Genomic DNA, 17,293 nt, shown 5'->3' on the forward strand with positions numbered 1-17,293 from the left:
TCGACGCCTTCGGCCCCGCGGCGTCAAGCCGCGATCTTTGTGGCTGCTGTCACAATTCGGCAGCGAGGGACCAGTCAGGCGTCCTCGAATCGGTCGATCCGCAGCGTCTCGGCAAGGCCATCGCGGGTCCATTCCTGGAACGCCGGCAGCGCCATCATGGCATCGACATAATGCTGCGCCTCAGCCTTCACTGGGATCGCGTAGGTGCGGAAGCGATGCACCACGGGGGCGTACATCGCATCCGCCGCCGAGAATGCCCCGAACAGGAACGGGCCTTGCCTGCCGTAGCGCGCGTGGCAATCGGCCCAGATCTCCTCGATCCGCGCCACGTTGGCCCGCGCATCGTTCGACAGCGCGACGGCCTTGATCGGCCGGTGCAGGTTCATGCCGCATTCGCTGCGCAGCGGCACGAAGCCGGAATGCATCTCGGCCGAGATTGCGCGGGCATGCGCGCGCGCGGCGCGATCCGCCGGCCACAGCTTCGCCTCGGGAAACTTCTCGGCCAGATATTCGATGATCGCCAGCGAATCCCACACTGTGACGTCACCGTCGATCAGCGTCGGCACCTTGCCGGCCTTGCTGAAGCCGAGGATGCGGTCCTTGTCGGCCTGATCGGTGTAAAGCGGAACGAAGATTTCCTCGAACGGGATGTTATTGGCGCGCAGCGCCAGCCAGGGCCGCATCGACCATGACGAATAGTTCTTGTTGCCGATGACGAGCTTGAGCATGTCCGGGGAATCCTGTTGCCGGCGCAGTTTGCCATAGTGCATTGCACGCGTTCAACCTGTACATGACGCGGGATGCAACGGGGCGCAGATCGGCGGCCGCGCATTCACGAAGGAAGGCACCATGACCGGCTATTGGGTCGACATCCTAGCGGTCGGCTTCTTCGCGCTGGAATGGCTGGTCTATGCCATCACGCTCGAGCACACCGCCTACGGGCGCGACAGCCTGTCGGCGCGGATGCATGTCTATCGCGAGATCTGGGTGCGGAACCTGCTCCACCGCGACGCGCGGATGGTCGACATGCAGATCATGGCATCCTTGCAGAACGGCACCGCGTTCTTTGCCTCGACCAGCCTGATCGCGATCGGCGGCGCGCTGGCGCTGCTGCGCGCGACCAACGACGCGCTCGCGGTGCTCGGTGCACTGCCGGTCAACCTGACGCCCTCGCCCGCTCTCTGGGAGGTCAAATGCATCGGGTTGATCCTGATCTTCATCTACACCTTCTTCAAATTCGCCTGGGCCTATCGCCTGTTCAACTATGTCGCGATCCTGTTCGGCGCGATGCCGCCGGCCGGCCAGCGCGATACGCCCGAGGCGGAGGCCCATGTGATCCGCACCACGCGGCTGTTCGAGACCGCGGGCCGGCACTTCAACCGCGGTCAGCGCGCGTTCTTCTTTGCGCTCGGCTATCTCGGCTGGTTCGTCAGCCCCTGGGTGCTGTTCGCCACGACCGCCGCGGTCGTGATCGTGATCTGGCGCCGGCAGTTCGCCTCGAATGCCTGGCAGGCGATGGGAAGCTGAAGCCTGCTTCGACTTACGACGAAAAATCGCGCGGCGTGAAGTCGAGGTCGAGCACCTTCCATTCGCCGTAGCGCTCCCGCGGCAGCATCGCGTAGGGCTGGCAGGTTTGCAGCGCATCGGTCGCGCTCTTGAGCAGCAGCGGCCCCTTTTCCGATGCGGTGGCCTCGATCAGCAAGGGCGACGCGGCGAGCTTGCCGTCGGGCTTCATGAACACCCGAAGCTTGATCCTGACATCATCGCCGGTGCTCAGCGTCGCCGGAAGCTTCATGCAGGTCTTCAGATGGCGACGGAATTCGGCGACCACGCTGGACCCGACGTCGGCCTGCTCGGTGGCCGCGGCGTCGAAACTGTCCTTGCCGGGACCGGGAGCGGACGGCGCCCCCGCAGGCGGCTTCACCGAGATGTCAGGCGGCAGGCCAAGCATGACGTTGTATTTGACCGACAGGTCCGGCTCGGGCTGCGCATAGGCAGGCGGTGATGCCGCCGCCTGTTGCTGGGGCATCGGCGGCGTCTGGGGTGCAGGCGGCGCGGATGGCTGCTCGGCCGCGGCAGGTGGCGGCGCCGGGCTGGGCTTGGGCGCCGGTGGCGTCAGCTGCTTCTGCGCCGCGGACTGCTGCTTCTGCGGCGCTTGCGCCGATGGTTCGGGCTTGGCCGCATCCACCGGCTTGTCGAACGAGGGCAATTGCAGTTCGGGCGTCGGCGACGGGCTCGGTACCGGATCGGGCTCGGGCTTGATCTCCGCCTTGGCGACCTCCTGCGGCGTCACGATCTCGACCGGCACCGTGTCAGCGGCGACGGGATCGAACTGATGGACCTCCGAATAGAGGAAAATCAGCGCGAGCAGCATCAGGTGCACGAACACCGACGCCACCATATCCGCGTTTGGCCGAAACTTCATCCCGCTCGATCACATCAGTGTCGTCTCCCCGCCGGCTACAATACCGGCTGGAACCCGCCTGCCTCAATCCCCCATTTCGCGGCCGAGTCCGCGGTCAGCCAGCGGGCAATAGCACGATCCGGACCGCGGCCCAGCCATTTTCCGCGAAGCAATGCGCAGGCTAGAATCCGGTCGGCGCTCGGGCCGTCACCGCGCGGCCGCGCTCCCCATCGTCGAAATCTCGCGCATGTCCTCATCCGAAAGTTCGAAATCGAAGATGTCGATATTTTCCTGGAGCCGCTCGAGCTTTGAGGTGCGCGGGATCGCCGAGACATTCTGTTGCACCAGCCAGCGCAGGCAGATTTGGGCCGCGGTCTTGCGATAGCGGTCGCCGATCCGCGCCAGCGCGCGGTCGCCCTTGACGCGCCCTTTCGCGATCGGGCTGTAGGCGACGAACGCCATGCCATGGCGTGCACAGGCCGCGATCACGTCGGCCTGCCCGAGATAGGGATGGTACTCGACCTGATCACAGGCGAGCGGTTCGGGGCACGCCGCGACCGCCTCCTCGATCTGCGCCGTGCTGAAGTTCGAGAGCCCGATGTGCCGCGCCAGCCCCGCCTGCCTGACCCGCGCCAGCGCACCGAGCGTCTCGGCAAGCGGCACGTGCGGATTGGGCCAGTGCAACAGCAACAGGTCGACCTCGGTCAAGCGCAGCCGCGCCAGGCTCTCCTTGGCGGAGCGCTCGAGATCCTTCGCCAGGAAGTGCGTGGTCCAGACCTTGGTGGTCACGAAGACATCATTGCGCTTGATGCCGGAGGCACGCAGCCCCTCGCCGACCTCACGCTCGTTGTCATAGATCTGCGCGGTGTCGATGTGCCGGTAACCGAGGCGCAGCGCCTGCTCGACGATGCGAGCGCAGGTCCGCCCGCGCAGCTCCCATGTGCCGAGCCCGATCGCGGGGATTTTTGCGCCGTTGCCTTCGACGACATTCATGCGCCCATTATGCGCGCATGACGAGGAGCTGCCAACTGACCGATGAGTTCCGCGTCAGACGGTCGCGGCGGCCTACGGCTCCTGCCGGTAGCCGTCCGTCAATGTCCTCAGGAAGGCGATGATGTCGGCTTCATCCTGCGCAGTCATCGCAGGCTTGTCGCCCAGATGGCGCTCGAACGGCGGATCGCTGACGTCAACATTGCCGCGATATTTTTCCGGCAGATCGTTGTATTTCAGCACCGTGCCGTCGGCTGCGCGCGGATACACCTTCTCCGGTTTGGTATCGCGGAAACTATAGAAATCGAGCACCTGCCCGAGACTGGTGAAGACACCGTTATGGAAGAACACCCGGCGTGTTGCGCAAGGTCGGCGTCAGAAACATCCCGCAATATTGCGTCTGCTCGGCAAAGCGTGGCGCGCAGCTCGCCTGGCGCAGCTTCTGCGCGACCAACTCGATGGTCGCCGCGTGGCGGCAGTCGAGGATGCAGTCTAGTCCTTCATCCCCGTGATCGAAGCACTCACCGCGCGCGGATCGCGCTGCGGCCAGCGGCCGCTTTCGACCTGCGCCAGGAATTCCCCGACGATCCGGTTGTATTCGTCGGGCTCCTCGATGTTGATGGCATGGCCGCAATTCGGCATCACCGCAAGCGCGGCCGACGGGATGCTCTGCTTCATCAGGATGCCCGGCAGCAGGCACGGCCAGTCCTCGTCACCGGTGATAATCAAGGTCGGCACATTGATGCGCTTCATCTCCTCGACCAGCGTGTAGAGCGAGGGCCGCTCCTTCTGCACGCCCTGCTGCGTATTGGCCGATCCCACCGCCGAGTGCCCGGCCAGCATCGCCTTGAACTCGGCGTGTCCGCGCGGATCCTTGTTCTCGTACTGCACGCGCGTCGGCCCGTAGGCGTAGCGCTCGGCGAAGGCCGGCATACCCTCCTTGCGGATCACGCCCGCGATCACATCGGCCTCAGCGCGAAACGTTTCGCGCTTGTCGAGCTCGGCGCCGTAGCCGCAGCCCCCGATGCACAACGACAGCGCGCGCGACGGATGGCGGATGCCAAAATGCAGGGTCGCGAAGCCGCCCATCGACAGGCCGACGATATGCGCCTTGGGCGCACCGATGTGATCGAGCACCGCGAGGATATCGTCGGCGGCGCGCGCCTGCGAATAGGACGAGACCTGCTCGGGTACATCCGACGGCGGAAAGCCGCGCGCATTGTAGGCGATGGTGCGGAAGCGCTTGCCGAAATGCCGCAGCTGCGGCTCGTAGCTGCGCAGATCACCGGCGAATTCATGGACCAGGATCACCGGATGACCGGATCCGGTCTCCTCGAAATAGAGCCGTACGCCATCGTCGGTCGTCGCATAGGGCATGGTGGTCTCCTGCCTTCTTGGTTCGCGGGTTATGGGATGGTCGCGGCTCCCGGTGGTTTCGAACGCGGCAGGTAGGTGCCATGCTCCTTGCCGCCGACAAGGGTGCCGTCCTCGACGACCACCTTGCCGCGCACCATGGTCAGCACCGGCCAGCCGGTCACTTCGAGGCCTTCATAGGGTGTGTAGTCCGCGCCGTCATGGATCAGCTCATGGCGGATCGTCACCTTGCGCTTGGGATCCCACAGCGCGATGTCGGCATCCGAGCCGACCGCGATCGTCCCCTTGCGCGGATACAGGCCGTAGATCTTGGCGTGGTTGGTGGCGCTGAAGGCGACGAAGCTGTTGAGATCGATGCGGCCCTTCACCACGCCTTCGGAGAACAGGATCGGCAGCCGCGTCGCGACGCCGGGGATTCCGTTCGGCACCCAGCGGAAACTGGTGCGGCCCTTCGGTGCGAGCTTGCCTTGCGGATCGTCGTAGCGGAACGGGCAATGGTCCGACGAGAACACCGAGAACACCTTCTGCTGCAGGCCTTCCCAGCACGCCTGCTGGCTGGCGATATCGCGCGGCGGCGGCGAGCAGACATATTTGGCGCCTTCCATGTTGAGCTGGTCGAGGTCCTTCTCGGTCAGCATCAGGTATTGTGGACAGGTCTCGCCCATCACCCGGAGCCCGCGCTGCTGCGCGCGCCGGATCTCGTCCATCGCCTCACGGTTCGAAACATGCACGATCATGATCGGCACATCGACGAGCTCGGACAGCGAGATGGCACGGTGGGTGGCTTCGCGCTCGACCGGGATCGGTCGCGACGTGGCGTGGAAGCGCGGCGCGGTGTTGCCGGCGCGCTCCAGCCGGTCAGTCAGGAAGCGGATCGCGTCGAAGTTTTCGGCATGGACCATCAGCATCGCGCCGGTCTCGCGCGCCACCGCCATGGTCTCGAGCAGCTCGCGATCCGACAGTGCGAGCCCCTCATAGGTCATGAAGACCTTGAGCGAGGTGTAGCCGTCCTCGACCAGCGCCGGCAGCTCCTGACCCAGCACGTGCTCGGTCGGATCCGTGACGATGAGATGGAAGGCGACGTCGACATGGCATTCGCCGTCCGCCAGCGAATGATAATGCTTCAGCGCCTCGCGCAGTGTCTGGCCCTTCTCCTGCAGGCAGAACGGCAGCACCGTGGTGTTGCCGCCGAACGCCGCCGAGCGGGTGCCGGAGGCAAAGCCATCGGCCATCACGATGCCGTCGCCGGACGGCTGGGCGAAATGGACGTGGCTGTCGATGCCGCCGGGCAGCACCAGCCGGTCGGTCGCGTCGATGATGGCAGTCGCATCGCCGAGATCATGCCCGAGCGCGGCGATCTTGCCGTCGCGGATGCCGACGTCGCAGGCAAAGGTGTCGGCGGCGGTGACGACCGTGCCGCCGCGGATGATGATGTCGAAGGACATCAGCTTGTCCCCTCTTTCGGTGAGCGATGTTCGATGATGGCGGCAAGCGGCGCGGCCAGCCCGCGCGTCGGCTTCGGGTCGGGCCGGCGGAAGGTGCCGGCGACCGCCTTGCGCGGTTTGAGCATGGCGAGCGTCTCCGCCTGACGCACGGCGGCCGCGACGGGATCAACGACGGGCACCGGAATACGGTCGCGCACTTTCGCCGCGAGCCCGGCAAGCGGCGCGCCGGACAGGATGACGACATCGGCGCCGTCCTGTTCGACCGCCTGGTTGGCGAGCGCGACCAGCAGCTCTTCCTTCTCGGCCTGCACTTCCGAGATCGAGCGGAAGCTGCCGTCGAGCGCGCGGATGCCGGCACAGCGTCCGGCGAGCCCGTGCATGGCGACGCATTCCTCGTACCAGGGCGCCAGTGCGCCGGCGAAGGTCACGATCGCAAACCGCCGGCCGAGCATGCAGGCGGTCAGCATTGCGGCCTCGGCCAATCCGACGACCGGAAACGCGAACAACTCGCGCGCGCCGAACAGGCCGGGATCGCCGAACGCGGCGATCACGGCGGCATCGAAGCCGGGACCGGCCTCGGCCAGCATTTCCAGCGCGATCGCGCCGCCGATCTGCGCCTCGGCGCGGGTCGCGATATAGGGCACGCCGCGCGCGGCGGTCATCGGCACCAGCTCAGTGCCGTCCGACGCCACCCCGCTGCCGGCGGCATGCAGCAGATCGGTCACATCCGCCGTCGTGTTGGGATTGAGCAGCAGGATCTTCATGGCGCAACTTTCTTCGTCTTGCGGCTGCGCGGCGTGGCGGAAAGGTGCGCGACTGCGGCGTCATCTGCTCTGCCATCCAGCGTCTCGGCGACGATCTCGCCGGTGCGGCGCACATGGTGGGCCAGGATCTGCCCGGCGCGGGCCGCATCGCGCGCCTTGAGTGCGGCCAGGATTTCCTGGTGCTCGCGCACCGATTCATCCCAGCGCCCGAGCACCGAGAGCGCGAAGAACCGCGCGCGCTCGGCCCGCGCCAGCAGCGCCTCGTGGGTCGCCTTCAGCACCGCGTTGCGGGCGAAGCCGACGATCGCCGAATGGATCTGCTGGTTGATTTGAAAATAGTCGCGCAGCTCGCCGCGGCCGTGATGCCACTCGATCTTGTCCTGCAGCGCTTCGAGCCGTTCGAAATCGGTCTCCTCCATCCGCAGCGCCGCGAGCTCGGCGGCGCAGCGCTCGATGCCGCTGACGGCCTCGAACAATTCGGTCAGCTCGGCGCGGCGGAACGGCGTGATCACGGCGCTGTGGTTGAGCCGGAGCTCGACCAGGCCCTCGTTCGCCAACTGCTTCAGCGCTTCGCGCAACGGGGTGCGCGAAATGCCGAGCGCGTCGGACAAATCAGCCTCGCCCAGCGATTGTCCCGGCGCCAGCTCGCCGCGCACGATCATGGCACGCAGCCGCGCCGCCGCCTGCTCGTGCAGTCCGACCCGCGGCACGCGCAGCCGCCGCCGTTGCAGCGTCGTCATCGCACGCTTCGGTTCCTTGCTGCGTCTGGTCGGCTTGGTCTTGGCTTTAGTCTTGGCTCTAGTCTTGGCTTCAGTCACCGCTCGCCTTCGTCGTCGTCATTATGTTCGGGGATAGCAGTCACTGCGCGCAGATCGGGATTGGTGAACAGGCTGCCCCAGCCGTGCACGCGTGACGGATCGCAGCCGGTCGCCGTGAGGCACGCCCACAGCGTCACCGCGATCGAATCCAGCACCGGCACGCCGAACCCGCGCTCCAGCCGTTCGGCGGCGCCGGCGCCGCGCATGTTGGTGCAGAGCACCACTGCCGCGTCGCAGCCGTCGCGCACCACCTCTTCGATCAGCGCCGCCACCTCGGCTTCGCTGACCTCGGCAAAGGAGAAATTGTCCTGCAGCGACAAATGGCGCTCGGCAAAGCAATTGAGCCCTTCCGAGTTCCAGTTGGCGATGATCTTGTCCTGCACATCCCGGCGATACGGCGTCACCAGCCCTATGCGTCCGGCACCGATCCGCCGCAGCAGGTCGCGATAGGCCAGCACCGTGGTGCAGGCCTTGATCCCTGTTGCCGCGGTGATCTGCTCGCACAGGCTTTCGTCGCGATCGAAGCCGAGCCAGCTTGCCGAGGTGCCGTTCCAGGCGATCACGTCGACCTTGGCATGCGCCAGCAATTCTGCTGCGCGCAAAATCTCGCTGGCGTCGAACTGGCGCAGCGCCTGCTCCGACAGCGCGATCTCCGTCACCTTGAAGCGCGAGAAATGCGCCGAGACGCCGTCGATCCCGGCCAGCATCGCGCAGGTGATCGGCTCGAGTGCGGTATTCGACGACGGCGTCAGCATGCCGAGCCGGACGGGACGTGTCATTCGCGAGGCCTCATCAACCGGCCGAACCCCTCACGGGCTCGGCCGCGCTTCGATTCTAGACCGGGAGCTTGCGGCTGTAATCGATCAGGGTCGAGCAGATCAACAGCGCAATGCCCGCGGCGGCGAAATACATCAGGGCCAGGAAGTACGAACCAGTGGCCTGCACGATGAAGCCGACGATCAGCGGCGTCGTGATGCCGGCGATGTTGCCGCCGAGATTCATGCAGCCGCCGAGGAAGCCGGACTTGCCGCGGCCCGCGAGCGCCGAGGGGATCGCCCAGTACATGCCGCACCAGCGCAGGAAGAACAGCGTCGTCGACAGCAGCACCACCACCGCAACCGCATTGGTGACGTAGGCGACGAGGAAGATCGACACCGTCGCCATGATCGCCGCGATGCCGAACAGGGTGCGGAACACGGTGTTGGGCGCCCCGCCCCGTTCCCGCCAGGTATCGCCGATCCAGCCGCCGACCAGTTCGCCGACGAAACCCGCGAAGAAGATGATGAACGAGGCACCGCCGAGCGCCTTGATGTCGAAGCCGTGCACCTTGAACAGATAGGTCGGCATCCAGGTCAACAGCCCGTAGAAGGTGGTGTTGAAGAACATCCAGCCGAGGCACATGCACCACACCGAGCGGAAGCGGAAATAGGCCATCCAGCTCGCGCCGGACGGCGGCGGCGTCGCGGCGTCCTCGATCGCATGGGCTTCCTCGAGATAGCGCGCCTCGGCTTCATTGACCGAGGGATGCTCGCGCGGCACGTTGCGGATGTAGTACCAGGCCCACAGCCCGCACAGCATGGTGCCGATGCCGGCGACGACGAAGGCGACACGCCAGGAGCTGAACGCCGCCATCAGCCAGGCGATCACGATCGAGCCGAGCGCAGCGCCAAGCGGAGCGCCGCCGTCGAGCAAGGTCGCGCCGCGGCCGCGTTCGGTCTGCGTCATCCAGATCGCGTTGAGCTTGCCGCCCGCCGGATAGATCGGCGCTTCCGACGCGCCGAGCCCGAGCCGGGTCATGAGCAGCAGCATCCAGCTGGTGGACAGCGCCGCCAGCGCCTGGAAGAAGCCCCAGAACAATGTCGCAAGGGCGATCACGATGCGCGGCTTGAAGCGGTCGGCGAGCATGCCGCCCGGCACCTGCATCAGCGCGTAGGTCCAGAAGAACGAGCTCAGGATCAGCCCCTGCATCGCCGGGTCGATGTCGAACTCCTTGGCGATGACCGGCATCGCGACCGACAGCGAGGCGCGATCGATATAGTTGATCGAGATCAGGAACAGCATCAGCAGGAAGATCTTCCAGCGCACGCCACTCGGCTTCGCCGTATCTGCCATTGCGATGGTGGACACCTGATCGCTCATTGCTCGCTCCTCTGCCGGCAGATTTGTTTTTTGCCCCTGGCGTGCCCCTCGTCATCGAAGGTCATCGGCCTCTCCTGCCCCGCGGGAAGTCTGCTTCAAGGAGGTCGAGGCGACAAGCACATTTTGTATTCTGCATGCAATCTTTATCAATATACTGATTATATTAAATTTTTTACAGAAAATACATCACAATTGGTCAGCGTCTGATGACGGATTGGGCGTCAGATCAGCCAATCGGCCGGCGATTTCGGGGAATTGGCTCCGAGCGCACCATCAAGACCCGGGCACGGCGTGGCCGCCACGGCGGTCGCGGCCGCTCCCCGATCATCAAGGCGTTCATCGATACGGTTCGGCGGATGAAGGAGAGCGGCCGCAGCAAGTGAGAGCGCGCCATCGCAGGCTATGGGTGCTCGTCAAAGCGGGCCAATGCGGCCTCGATGAGTTCGATCTCCTCGCGGAGCGTGTCATTCACGACCGTCGGCCTGAAACCCGGGACACTGTGAGCTTGAACACCTTCCAACAGTCGTTGGCGATGCTCCCTGAGTTCTTCCAGCGCTTGACGATTCCTGAGCGACACATAGCCGGCAATGATCTGCTCGATGGCATTCATAGGAAATCCACGGGTTAAAAAAATATCTTGCTGCAATGCTTCGATTAGAACGGTCAAACCGCGTTGCTGGCAAGCCCCATGATGCTGCGCCGGAAGCGTTCACGCCGCAGCGGATCAGAACATGCGCGAGCGATGACGCCGTGTGTTTGACATCTTGAAGCGAGAACCATCTCATCGTCGTCCTGGCGAAAGCCAGGACCCATTACCCCAAATTTCAGTTGTTGCGCGTCGCTGGGGACCGCTGTCCCGTTCCGACCAAACGCGGTGGTTATGGGCTCCTGGCTTTCGCCAGGACGACGGCGGTGGATGCGGCGCGTAAGCGCGATCTGTCGGCTGCCGGTGGCGGCGAAGAACGTCTACCCGCTCAAGCGGCCGTCGGCGCGCTCGACAGCGCGGCGAACACGGTTTCCGGCGAGTGCGCGATCACGGCGAGCAGCGCGCGGGCGGGTCCCCGCGGGGCGCGCTTGCCCTGCTCCCAATTGCGGATGGTCTCCACTGGCACGCCGAGCTTGGCGGCGAATTCGAGCTGGGTGAGCCGGGCGCGGCGGCGCAGATCGCGCACCGCCGGTTGCGCGGCTGCGGGCAGCATCGCCGCCTCGGCCGGATGTGCGGTCGCAAGCGGGATTTCCTGCCCGTCGCGCAATTCGACGATCCGTCCGTCCGCCTTGAGCCGCAACCGCTGCATGATGGCCCCCGTGATGGCCCCCTTGGAGATAGGAGCATCATCCGCCAACCCCGTTAAGGCGCGATTAACGATAAGCACGCCCCCAGGCGCCGGCTTATTTCAACCCGAACCACAGCGTCGCGATGCCGAGGAACGAGAAGAAGCCGACCACGTCGGTGACCGTCGTGACGAAGGTGCCGGAGGCAACCGCAGGGTCGGCGCGTACCCGTTCCAGCACCATCGGGATCAGGATGCCGCCGAGCGCGCCGGCGACCAGGTTGCAGATGATGGCAAGGCCGATCACGAGGCCAAGCCCCGGAATCTTGAACCAGGCCACTGCGGCGATGCCGGTGATGACGGCAAAGGCGATGCCATTGACGAGCCCGACCATGGTCTCGCGCAGCACCACGCGCATCGCGTTGTAGGAGCCGAGCTCGCGGGTGGCGAGCGCGCGCACCGCGACCGTCATGGTCTGGGTCGCGGCGTTGCCGCCCTGGCTAGCCACGATCGGCGCCAGCACCGCGAGCGCCACCATCTTCTCAAGCTGGCCCTCGAACAGGCCGAGCACCGACGAAGCCAGGAATGCGGTGGCGAGATTGACCAGGAGCCAGTTGAAGCGGCCGCGGGCGATGGTCCAGACCGTGTCGGACAGCTCTTCGGGATGGGTGACGCCGCCGAGCGCCTTGAGGTCCTGATCGGCCTCCTCCTCGATCACGTCGACGACGTCGTCGATCGTGATCACGCCGACCAGCCGGTCGACGGTGTCGACCACCGGAGCGGCAACCAGATTGTACTTGCCGAACATCCGCGCGACCTCTTCCTGGTCCTCCAACGCGGACACCCGGCGACGGTCCTCATCGATCACGTCCGCGATCGGAACCGGACGACGCGTACGCAGCAGCACGTCGAGCGGCACCGCGCCCAGCAGGTGTTTGTCGGCGTCGACCACATAGATCTCGTAGAATCGATCAGGCAGATCCGGTGTGTCGCGCATGTAGTCGATCGCCTGCCCGACCGTCCGATCCGGCGGCACCGCGATGAATTCCGTCTGCATCCGCCGGCCGGCGGAATTCTCCGGATACAGCAGGCTGCGCTCGATGTCCTCGCGCTCGGCCGCCGGCAGCTTCTCCAGGATCTCTTCCTGATCCGCTTCGTCGAGGCTTTCCAGCAGCTCGACGGCGTCGTCGGATTCGAGCTCGCGGACACCTTCGGCCACGGTCTCCGGCTCGAGTTCCTCGAGGATCTCCTCGCGGACCGTCTCGTCGACCTCGTTGAGCGCCGAGAAGTCGAAATCCGTGCCCGTGATCTCGACCAGGGTGACGCGGTCGTCCGGCTCGAGTGCAGCGATCAGGTCGCCGAGATCGGCCTCATGCAGTTCCGCCACCACCTCGCACAGCAGCGGCCGGTCGGCGGCATGGATCGCCCGGGTGATCTCCTCGACGAATTCCGGGCGGAGCTGGCCCTCCTCGTCCCGCATCGGCATCCGGGCGAGCGGGTCGGCCGCGGCGGGTTCGGCAATGTCGATATTCTCGGCCATGCCGTGTTTCGCCGGTTTGACAGGAGGAGAAAAACTGCTTGATTGATGCGGACCGGATTACCTAATCGGCGGGGGCCAGTGCAATGAGAAATATGTCGAGCGCACCACGACCGCTCCTGAACGTTGTCGCGACATTGGTCGCACTCGCGCCTTGTGCGCTGTTCGGCCCGGCGCACGCCGCCGAATGCCTGCGCAAGGATGCGCTCGGCACCTCGCGTGTGCTCGAGGTCGATCCTGCGACCTATCCGCGCGTGGGGCTGAAAAGCTTTCCGCAGACCCTGCCGCTCAGGGATGGCGAGGTCGTGCTGACCTTCGACGACGGACCGACGCCGGGAGTCACAGACAAGGTGCTGACGGCACTGGCCGCCGAATGCGTGCAGGCCACCTTCTTCATGGTCGGCCGCAACGCGGCCGATCACCCCGACATGGTGCGCAAGATCGCCCGCCTCGGCCACACCATCGGCTACCACACCTGGGACCATCCGCATCTCAACAAGATTCCGCTGGATCAGGCCGAGGCGAACATCAACCGAGGGATCGAAGCGGTCGGAAAGGCCCTGCACGGGACCTCGAGCACGATCCCGAGCACCCCGTTCTTCCGGTTCCCGTATTTCGAATCGACACCGGACCTGCTGTCCCAGATGGAAAAGCGCGGTATCGCGGTGTTCGGCGCCGATTTCTGGGCCAGCGATTGGAACAAGATGACGCCCGAGGAGGAACTCAAGCTGCTCACCGGGCGGCTCGAAGGCCATCGCAAGGGAATTATCCTGCTGCATGACCCGCAAATGCGGACGGCCGTGATGCTGCCGGCCTTTCTAAGGTACCTGCAGGAGCATAATTATCACATCGTCCACATCGTGCCGGCAGCGATGAAGACCGTGTCTGACCGGACACATTGAACCCGGCACCCAAGCTGGATTACAGACCGTTAAGGCCGCATTCATGGGGCCGCCCTTAAGGATTCGTCAGTGCGTTTGGAATGCGGCCGAGATTCGATGATTGCAAACGTCCTGGTGATGATCCGGAAGCGGTCGCGGACCGTGATCGGCGCGGCACTGCTGGGCTGCTGCTTCATGACGCCGCAGCCCGCCCTTGCCGCGGACTGCGCGGGTAATCCCAACGCACTCGGCACCTCGCGGACTCTCGTCGTCGATCCCATGGAGCATCCGCGGATCGGCACCATGCAATATCCGGAGACGCTGCCGCTCGCCGACCACGAGGTGGTGCTGACCTTTGACGATGGGCCGCTGCCGAAATACAGCAACCAGGTGCTGGCCATCCTCGCCAGCCAGTGCGTCAAGGCGACCTTCTTCACCATCGGCTCCCAGGCCCGGTTCAATCCGGACGGCGTGCGCAAGCTGATCGCGGCCGGGCATACCGTCGGCACGCACAGCCAGAACCATCCGTTGACGATGAACAAGATGCCGCTCGAGAAGGTGCGGCAGGAAGTCGACGACGGCATCGCCTCGACGCTCGCCGCGCTCAACGGCGACAAGAGCAAGCTCGCGCCGTTCTTCCGGATTCCCGGCCTGATGCGCGCCGAGGTTCCGGAAGCCTATCTGGCGTCGCAGGGCATCCAGGTCTGGAGCGCCGACTTCCCGGCCGACGACTGGCGCCACGTCTCGCCGCAGCGGGTCTACGACCTCGCGATCCAGCGCATCGAGGCCAAGCGCAAGGGCATCCTGCTGCTGCACGACATCCAGCCGCGCACCGTCGCGGCGCTGCCGCGCATCCTCGCCACTCTGAAGGAACGCGGCTACCGCATCGTTCACGTCGTCCCCGCGACGGCCGACCGTCCGGCGACACCGACCGAGCCGCAGCAATGGTTCATGCACCCGCCGACCGAGACGGTGGCGACGACGCGCTGGCCGAGAATTCCGAACTTCGTCTTCACCGCGACGCGGACGCTGCCGGCACCGGTGTTTGCCGATCTGGACTGGCGCGACGCCGACATCCTCGACCATGCGCAGCGCGCCCGCATCGGCGTGGCGGTCCGCACCCTGTGGCCGCAGCCGCAGCTCGCGCAACTCGCGGCGGCCTCGACATTGCCCGTCCCAGCGGCCGGCGTGTTTCGCGTTCCCGAGGCGCTGGACCTGACCCTGCTTGCGACCCGCTCGACGGCCAGTCGCCGCCTCGCTGCTCCAGCCGCTGGCGCACCGCGCGCGCAGGCAATCTCCGCACGCCAGGTCAAGCATCCGAAGCAGGCAGCGCATCAGGTCCCCGCGGCGGCCGATGGCAGAGGCCGTGGTGCGCCGCTGCAGGTCGCGCCGCCGACGGCGAGCAATGCGTCAGTCCACGTCGCCAAGCGTGTCCCGCGCGCCGAAGCCTCGGCAGCCAGCAAGCGCGTGCCTGATTGAAGCGGCCTAGCTGGCCACGATCTTGGCGACGCAGAGCAGGATCACCAGCGCCAGGAAGAAGATGTCGATATAGGATTTGATCTCGCCGGCGTGCCTGAGCTCGGTGACATCGGCGACGATCTGCTTGCGCGAGGCCGCAGCATTCGGTCCCTCGCCGGCCGCAGCCGCGAGCCGCCGCGTCTCGCCTTCGAGGCGCTCGATGCGCTGGAAGAAATAGAATGAGCGCAGGCCGGAAAGGGCATGCATCACCGCATAGACCAGAACCAGGATCGCGACGGTCGCGCGCTGCTCGTATTTCTCCAGCAGGTTCAGCGTGAAATAGACCAGCCCCAGGAACACGAAGTTGGAGACGGCACGGTAGACGTAGCTGGCAAAGATCATCGGGAACTCCGGGTGGGGCAGGCTCGCGGCGGCGCGATCGGGAGACGCGACGGCCTCCGGTCGGCAGCGACATACCAGCAAGGCCGTGCAACAGTTACTCTACCCTGCTGGTGTTACAGAACCGCATCGATCGACACCTCGACGTCACACGCGCGAAGTCTGCCTGCACCAGGAGCCCATTGACGTCCGCCAGTCGTCGAAGGACGAGGTCATCCTCGAGGAGATGATCCGGCTCGGCTTCTGGCCCGACGGCGAAGACGCGCCGGCGCCCGCCGCGGACGTCATCCGCGCCCGTGCCGATGCGATGCGCGAGCTCACCGAGTTGCAGCGCCAGAACGCCATGCTCGGCGATCCCCAGCGCGCGCTGAAGGAGATGCACAAGCGCCGCAAGGCCGAGGCGATGGCGCGGCGGCAGGAGACAAAGCGTCGCAACGCCGAGGCGCGACAAAGCCGGGCCTTTGCCTGGTACGATCGGCGCAAGCGCGACGTGCTCTATCTCGGCGAGGACGTCTCGCGCGGCCTTCATGCCCGCACCACGGCGACGCTCCTGCGCGACGGCCTGCCCCCGCTCGCCGATGCCAAGGCGCTGGCTGATGCGATGGGCGTGCCACTTGGCGAGTTGCGCTTCCTCGCTTTCAACAGGAAGGTGGCGTCGGTCAACCACTATCAGCGCTTCACGATCCCGAAGAAGAGCGGCGGCGAGCGGTTGATCTCGGCACCGATGCCGCGCCTCAAGCGCGCGCAGTATTGGGTGCTCGAGAACATTCTCGCGCGGGTGCCGCTGCATGATGCCGCGCATGGATTTGCGCCGCAGCGCTCGATCCTGACCAATGCGCGCAACCATGTCGGCCGTGACGTGGTGATCAATCTCGATCTCAAGGATTTCTTCCCGACCCTGACTTACGCCCGCGTCAAGGGCCTGTTCGAGGCGCTGGGCTACGCGGAGGCAGTCGCGATCCCGCTTGCGCTGCTGTGCACCGAGCCGATGGTCGACCAAGTCGCGCTCGACGGCGAGCGACATTTCATCGCGGACGGTCCGCGGCTGCTGCCGCAGGGCGCGCCGACCAGCCCGGCGATCACCAACCTGATCTGCCGCAAGCTCGACAAACGCCTTGTCAGGCTCTCACGCGTCCTCGGCTTCGTCTACAGCCGCTGCGCCGACGATCTGACCTTCTCCGGCTCGGGCGAAGCGGTGAAGAAGATCGGCACCCTGATCAAGGCCGTGCACGGCATCGTCGCGGCCGAAGGGTTCAATGTCCATCCGGACAAGACCCGCGTGATGCGCCGCTCGTCGCGCCAGGAGGTCACCGGCCTCACCGTCAACGAGGCGGTGGCCGTGCCGCGTGACCTGCTGGTCGCGCTGGCGCGGCAGGACGAAAAGAAGCGGGCTGCGCATGCGCGCGTCACAGCGCCCATCCCGTCGCGCGTGCCCAATGTCCCGTCACCGCCAGCGGATGCGACGCGTGCGGCCGGTCCGCAGGCGGCTCCTGCAACTGGACCGGCGACGGCACCAAGCAAGAAAAGGCAGCCGTGGTTCGTCACCGCATTGGTGATCCTGGTGGCTCTCGCATTCCTACCGCTCCCCGGCGGCCCCGCGATCGCCGGCGCGATGCTGTTTCTGTACTTCAGCCGATGGTGGAGGCGCTGAGCCAACGCCCGGCCCGGTCAGGCTCGATCGGGAGAATCGCTGCGGGCAATTCAACGCAGGCGGCGTCGGGATGGCAGGCTGCCGTGCGAGCTGGGAGCGGAGCAAAATCGCAACATTCGATAGCGCCACCGCGCCCCATGCAAAGCGCATGGCAGCTAAAAC

Annotated in this window: 17 protein-coding genes and 1 pseudogene; 4 read left to right on the forward strand and 14 right to left on the reverse strand. The window is 65.7% G+C overall.

Going from position 1 to position 17,293, the window contains the following annotated elements:
• Positions 1-74: 74 nt before the first annotated feature.
• Positions 75-728 (reverse strand): glutathione S-transferase family protein, encoded by a 654-nt coding sequence (locus tag JQ507_18915; protein QRI67081.1) that lies wholly within the window; start codon positions 726-728, stop codon positions 75-77.
• A 121-nt stretch (positions 729-849) separates the two neighbouring features.
• Here JQ507_18915 and JQ507_18920 point away from each other — a divergent pair, with 121 nt between their 5' ends.
• Complete coding sequence (locus JQ507_18920) at positions 850-1,527, forward strand: DUF599 domain-containing protein (protein QRI67082.1); 678 nt, start codon at positions 850-852, stop codon at positions 1,525-1,527.
• 13 nt (positions 1,528-1,540) lie between these two features.
• On the opposite strand, the gene JQ507_18925 is transcribed toward JQ507_18920, so the two are convergent.
• The 12 genes and pseudogenes from JQ507_18925 to mgtE form a co-directional block, all read right to left on the reverse strand.
• Entirely contained in the window at positions 1,541-2,425 is an 885-nt protein-coding gene (locus tag JQ507_18925; protein ID QRI67083.1) for a hypothetical protein, read from the reverse strand.
• A gap of 186 nt (positions 2,426-2,611) precedes the next feature.
• Positions 2,612-3,397, reverse strand: a complete 786-nt coding sequence (locus JQ507_18930) for an aldo/keto reductase (protein ID QRI67084.1) — start codon at positions 3,395-3,397, stop codon at positions 2,612-2,614.
• Positions 3,398-3,469: 72 nt separating this feature from the next.
• A pseudogene (locus JQ507_18935) lies at positions 3,470-3,800 on the reverse strand (cytochrome-c peroxidase).
• 86 nt (positions 3,801-3,886) lie between these two features.
• Positions 3,887-4,771, reverse strand: a complete 885-nt coding sequence (locus JQ507_18940) for an alpha/beta fold hydrolase (GenBank protein ID QRI67085.1) — start codon at positions 4,769-4,771, stop codon at positions 3,887-3,889.
• 29 nt (positions 4,772-4,800) lie between these two features.
• Positions 4,801-6,213, reverse strand: a complete 1,413-nt coding sequence (hydA, locus tag JQ507_18945; GenBank protein ID QRI67086.1) for a dihydropyrimidinase — start codon at positions 6,211-6,213, stop codon at positions 4,801-4,803.
• Positions 6,213-6,977, reverse strand: a complete 765-nt coding sequence (locus JQ507_18950) for an aspartate/glutamate racemase family protein (GenBank protein QRI67087.1) — start codon at positions 6,975-6,977, stop codon at positions 6,213-6,215. The genes hydA and JQ507_18950 overlap by 1 nt, the downstream gene beginning before the upstream one ends.
• Positions 6,974-7,795, reverse strand: coding sequence for a GntR family transcriptional regulator (locus JQ507_18955; protein QRI67088.1), 822 nt, complete (start codon positions 7,793-7,795; stop codon positions 6,974-6,976). Before JQ507_18955 ends, JQ507_18950 begins: the two co-directional genes overlap by 4 nt.
• Positions 7,792-8,574: an aspartate/glutamate racemase family protein gene (locus JQ507_18960; GenBank protein ID QRI67089.1), complete on the reverse strand. Its 783-nt coding sequence runs from the start codon at positions 8,572-8,574 to the stop codon at positions 7,792-7,794. Before JQ507_18960 ends, JQ507_18955 begins: the two co-directional genes overlap by 4 nt.
• Positions 8,575-8,629: 55 nt before the next feature.
• Positions 8,630-9,934: an MFS transporter gene (locus tag JQ507_18965; protein ID QRI67090.1), complete on the reverse strand. Its 1,305-nt coding sequence runs from the start codon at positions 9,932-9,934 to the stop codon at positions 8,630-8,632.
• A gap of 400 nt (positions 9,935-10,334) precedes the next feature.
• Positions 10,335-10,544, reverse strand: a complete 210-nt coding sequence (locus JQ507_18970) for a hypothetical protein (protein ID QRI67091.1) — start codon at positions 10,542-10,544, stop codon at positions 10,335-10,337.
• 364 nt (positions 10,545-10,908) lie between these two features.
• On the reverse strand, positions 10,909-11,229 hold the full coding sequence (locus JQ507_18975) for a helix-turn-helix domain-containing protein (protein ID QRI67092.1): 321 nt from the start codon (positions 11,227-11,229) through the stop codon (positions 10,909-10,911).
• A gap of 94 nt (positions 11,230-11,323) precedes the next feature.
• Positions 11,324-12,745, reverse strand: coding sequence for a magnesium transporter (mgtE, locus tag JQ507_18980; GenBank protein ID QRI67093.1), 1,422 nt, complete (start codon positions 12,743-12,745; stop codon positions 11,324-11,326).
• 134 nt (positions 12,746-12,879) lie between these two features.
• Between mgtE and JQ507_18985 the strand changes: the two genes are divergently transcribed.
• Together JQ507_18985 and JQ507_18990 are read left to right on the forward strand one after the other, a co-directional pair.
• Positions 12,880-13,644, forward strand: a complete 765-nt coding sequence (locus JQ507_18985) for a polysaccharide deacetylase family protein (protein ID QRI73411.1) — start codon at positions 12,880-12,882, stop codon at positions 13,642-13,644.
• A 96-nt stretch (positions 13,645-13,740) separates the two neighbouring features.
• Positions 13,741-15,102, forward strand: coding sequence for a polysaccharide deacetylase family protein (locus JQ507_18990; protein ID QRI67094.1), 1,362 nt, complete (start codon positions 13,741-13,743; stop codon positions 15,100-15,102).
• Between the two features lie 6 nt (positions 15,103-15,108).
• Here JQ507_18990 and JQ507_18995 read toward each other — a convergent pair whose 3' ends face one another.
• On the reverse strand, positions 15,109-15,483 hold the full coding sequence (locus tag JQ507_18995) for a hypothetical protein (protein ID QRI67095.1): 375 nt from the start codon (positions 15,481-15,483) through the stop codon (positions 15,109-15,111).
• A gap of 223 nt (positions 15,484-15,706) precedes the next feature.
• Between JQ507_18995 and JQ507_19000 the strand changes: the two genes are divergently transcribed.
• Complete coding sequence (locus tag JQ507_19000; protein QRI73412.1) at positions 15,707-17,131, forward strand: RNA-directed DNA polymerase; 1,425 nt, start codon at positions 15,707-15,709, stop codon at positions 17,129-17,131.
• The last annotated feature ends 162 nt before the right edge of the window (positions 17,132-17,293 follow it).

Source organism: Bradyrhizobium sp. PSBB068 (genome assembly GCA_016839165.1).
GTDB lineage: Bacteria > Pseudomonadota > Alphaproteobacteria > Rhizobiales > Xanthobacteraceae > Bradyrhizobium.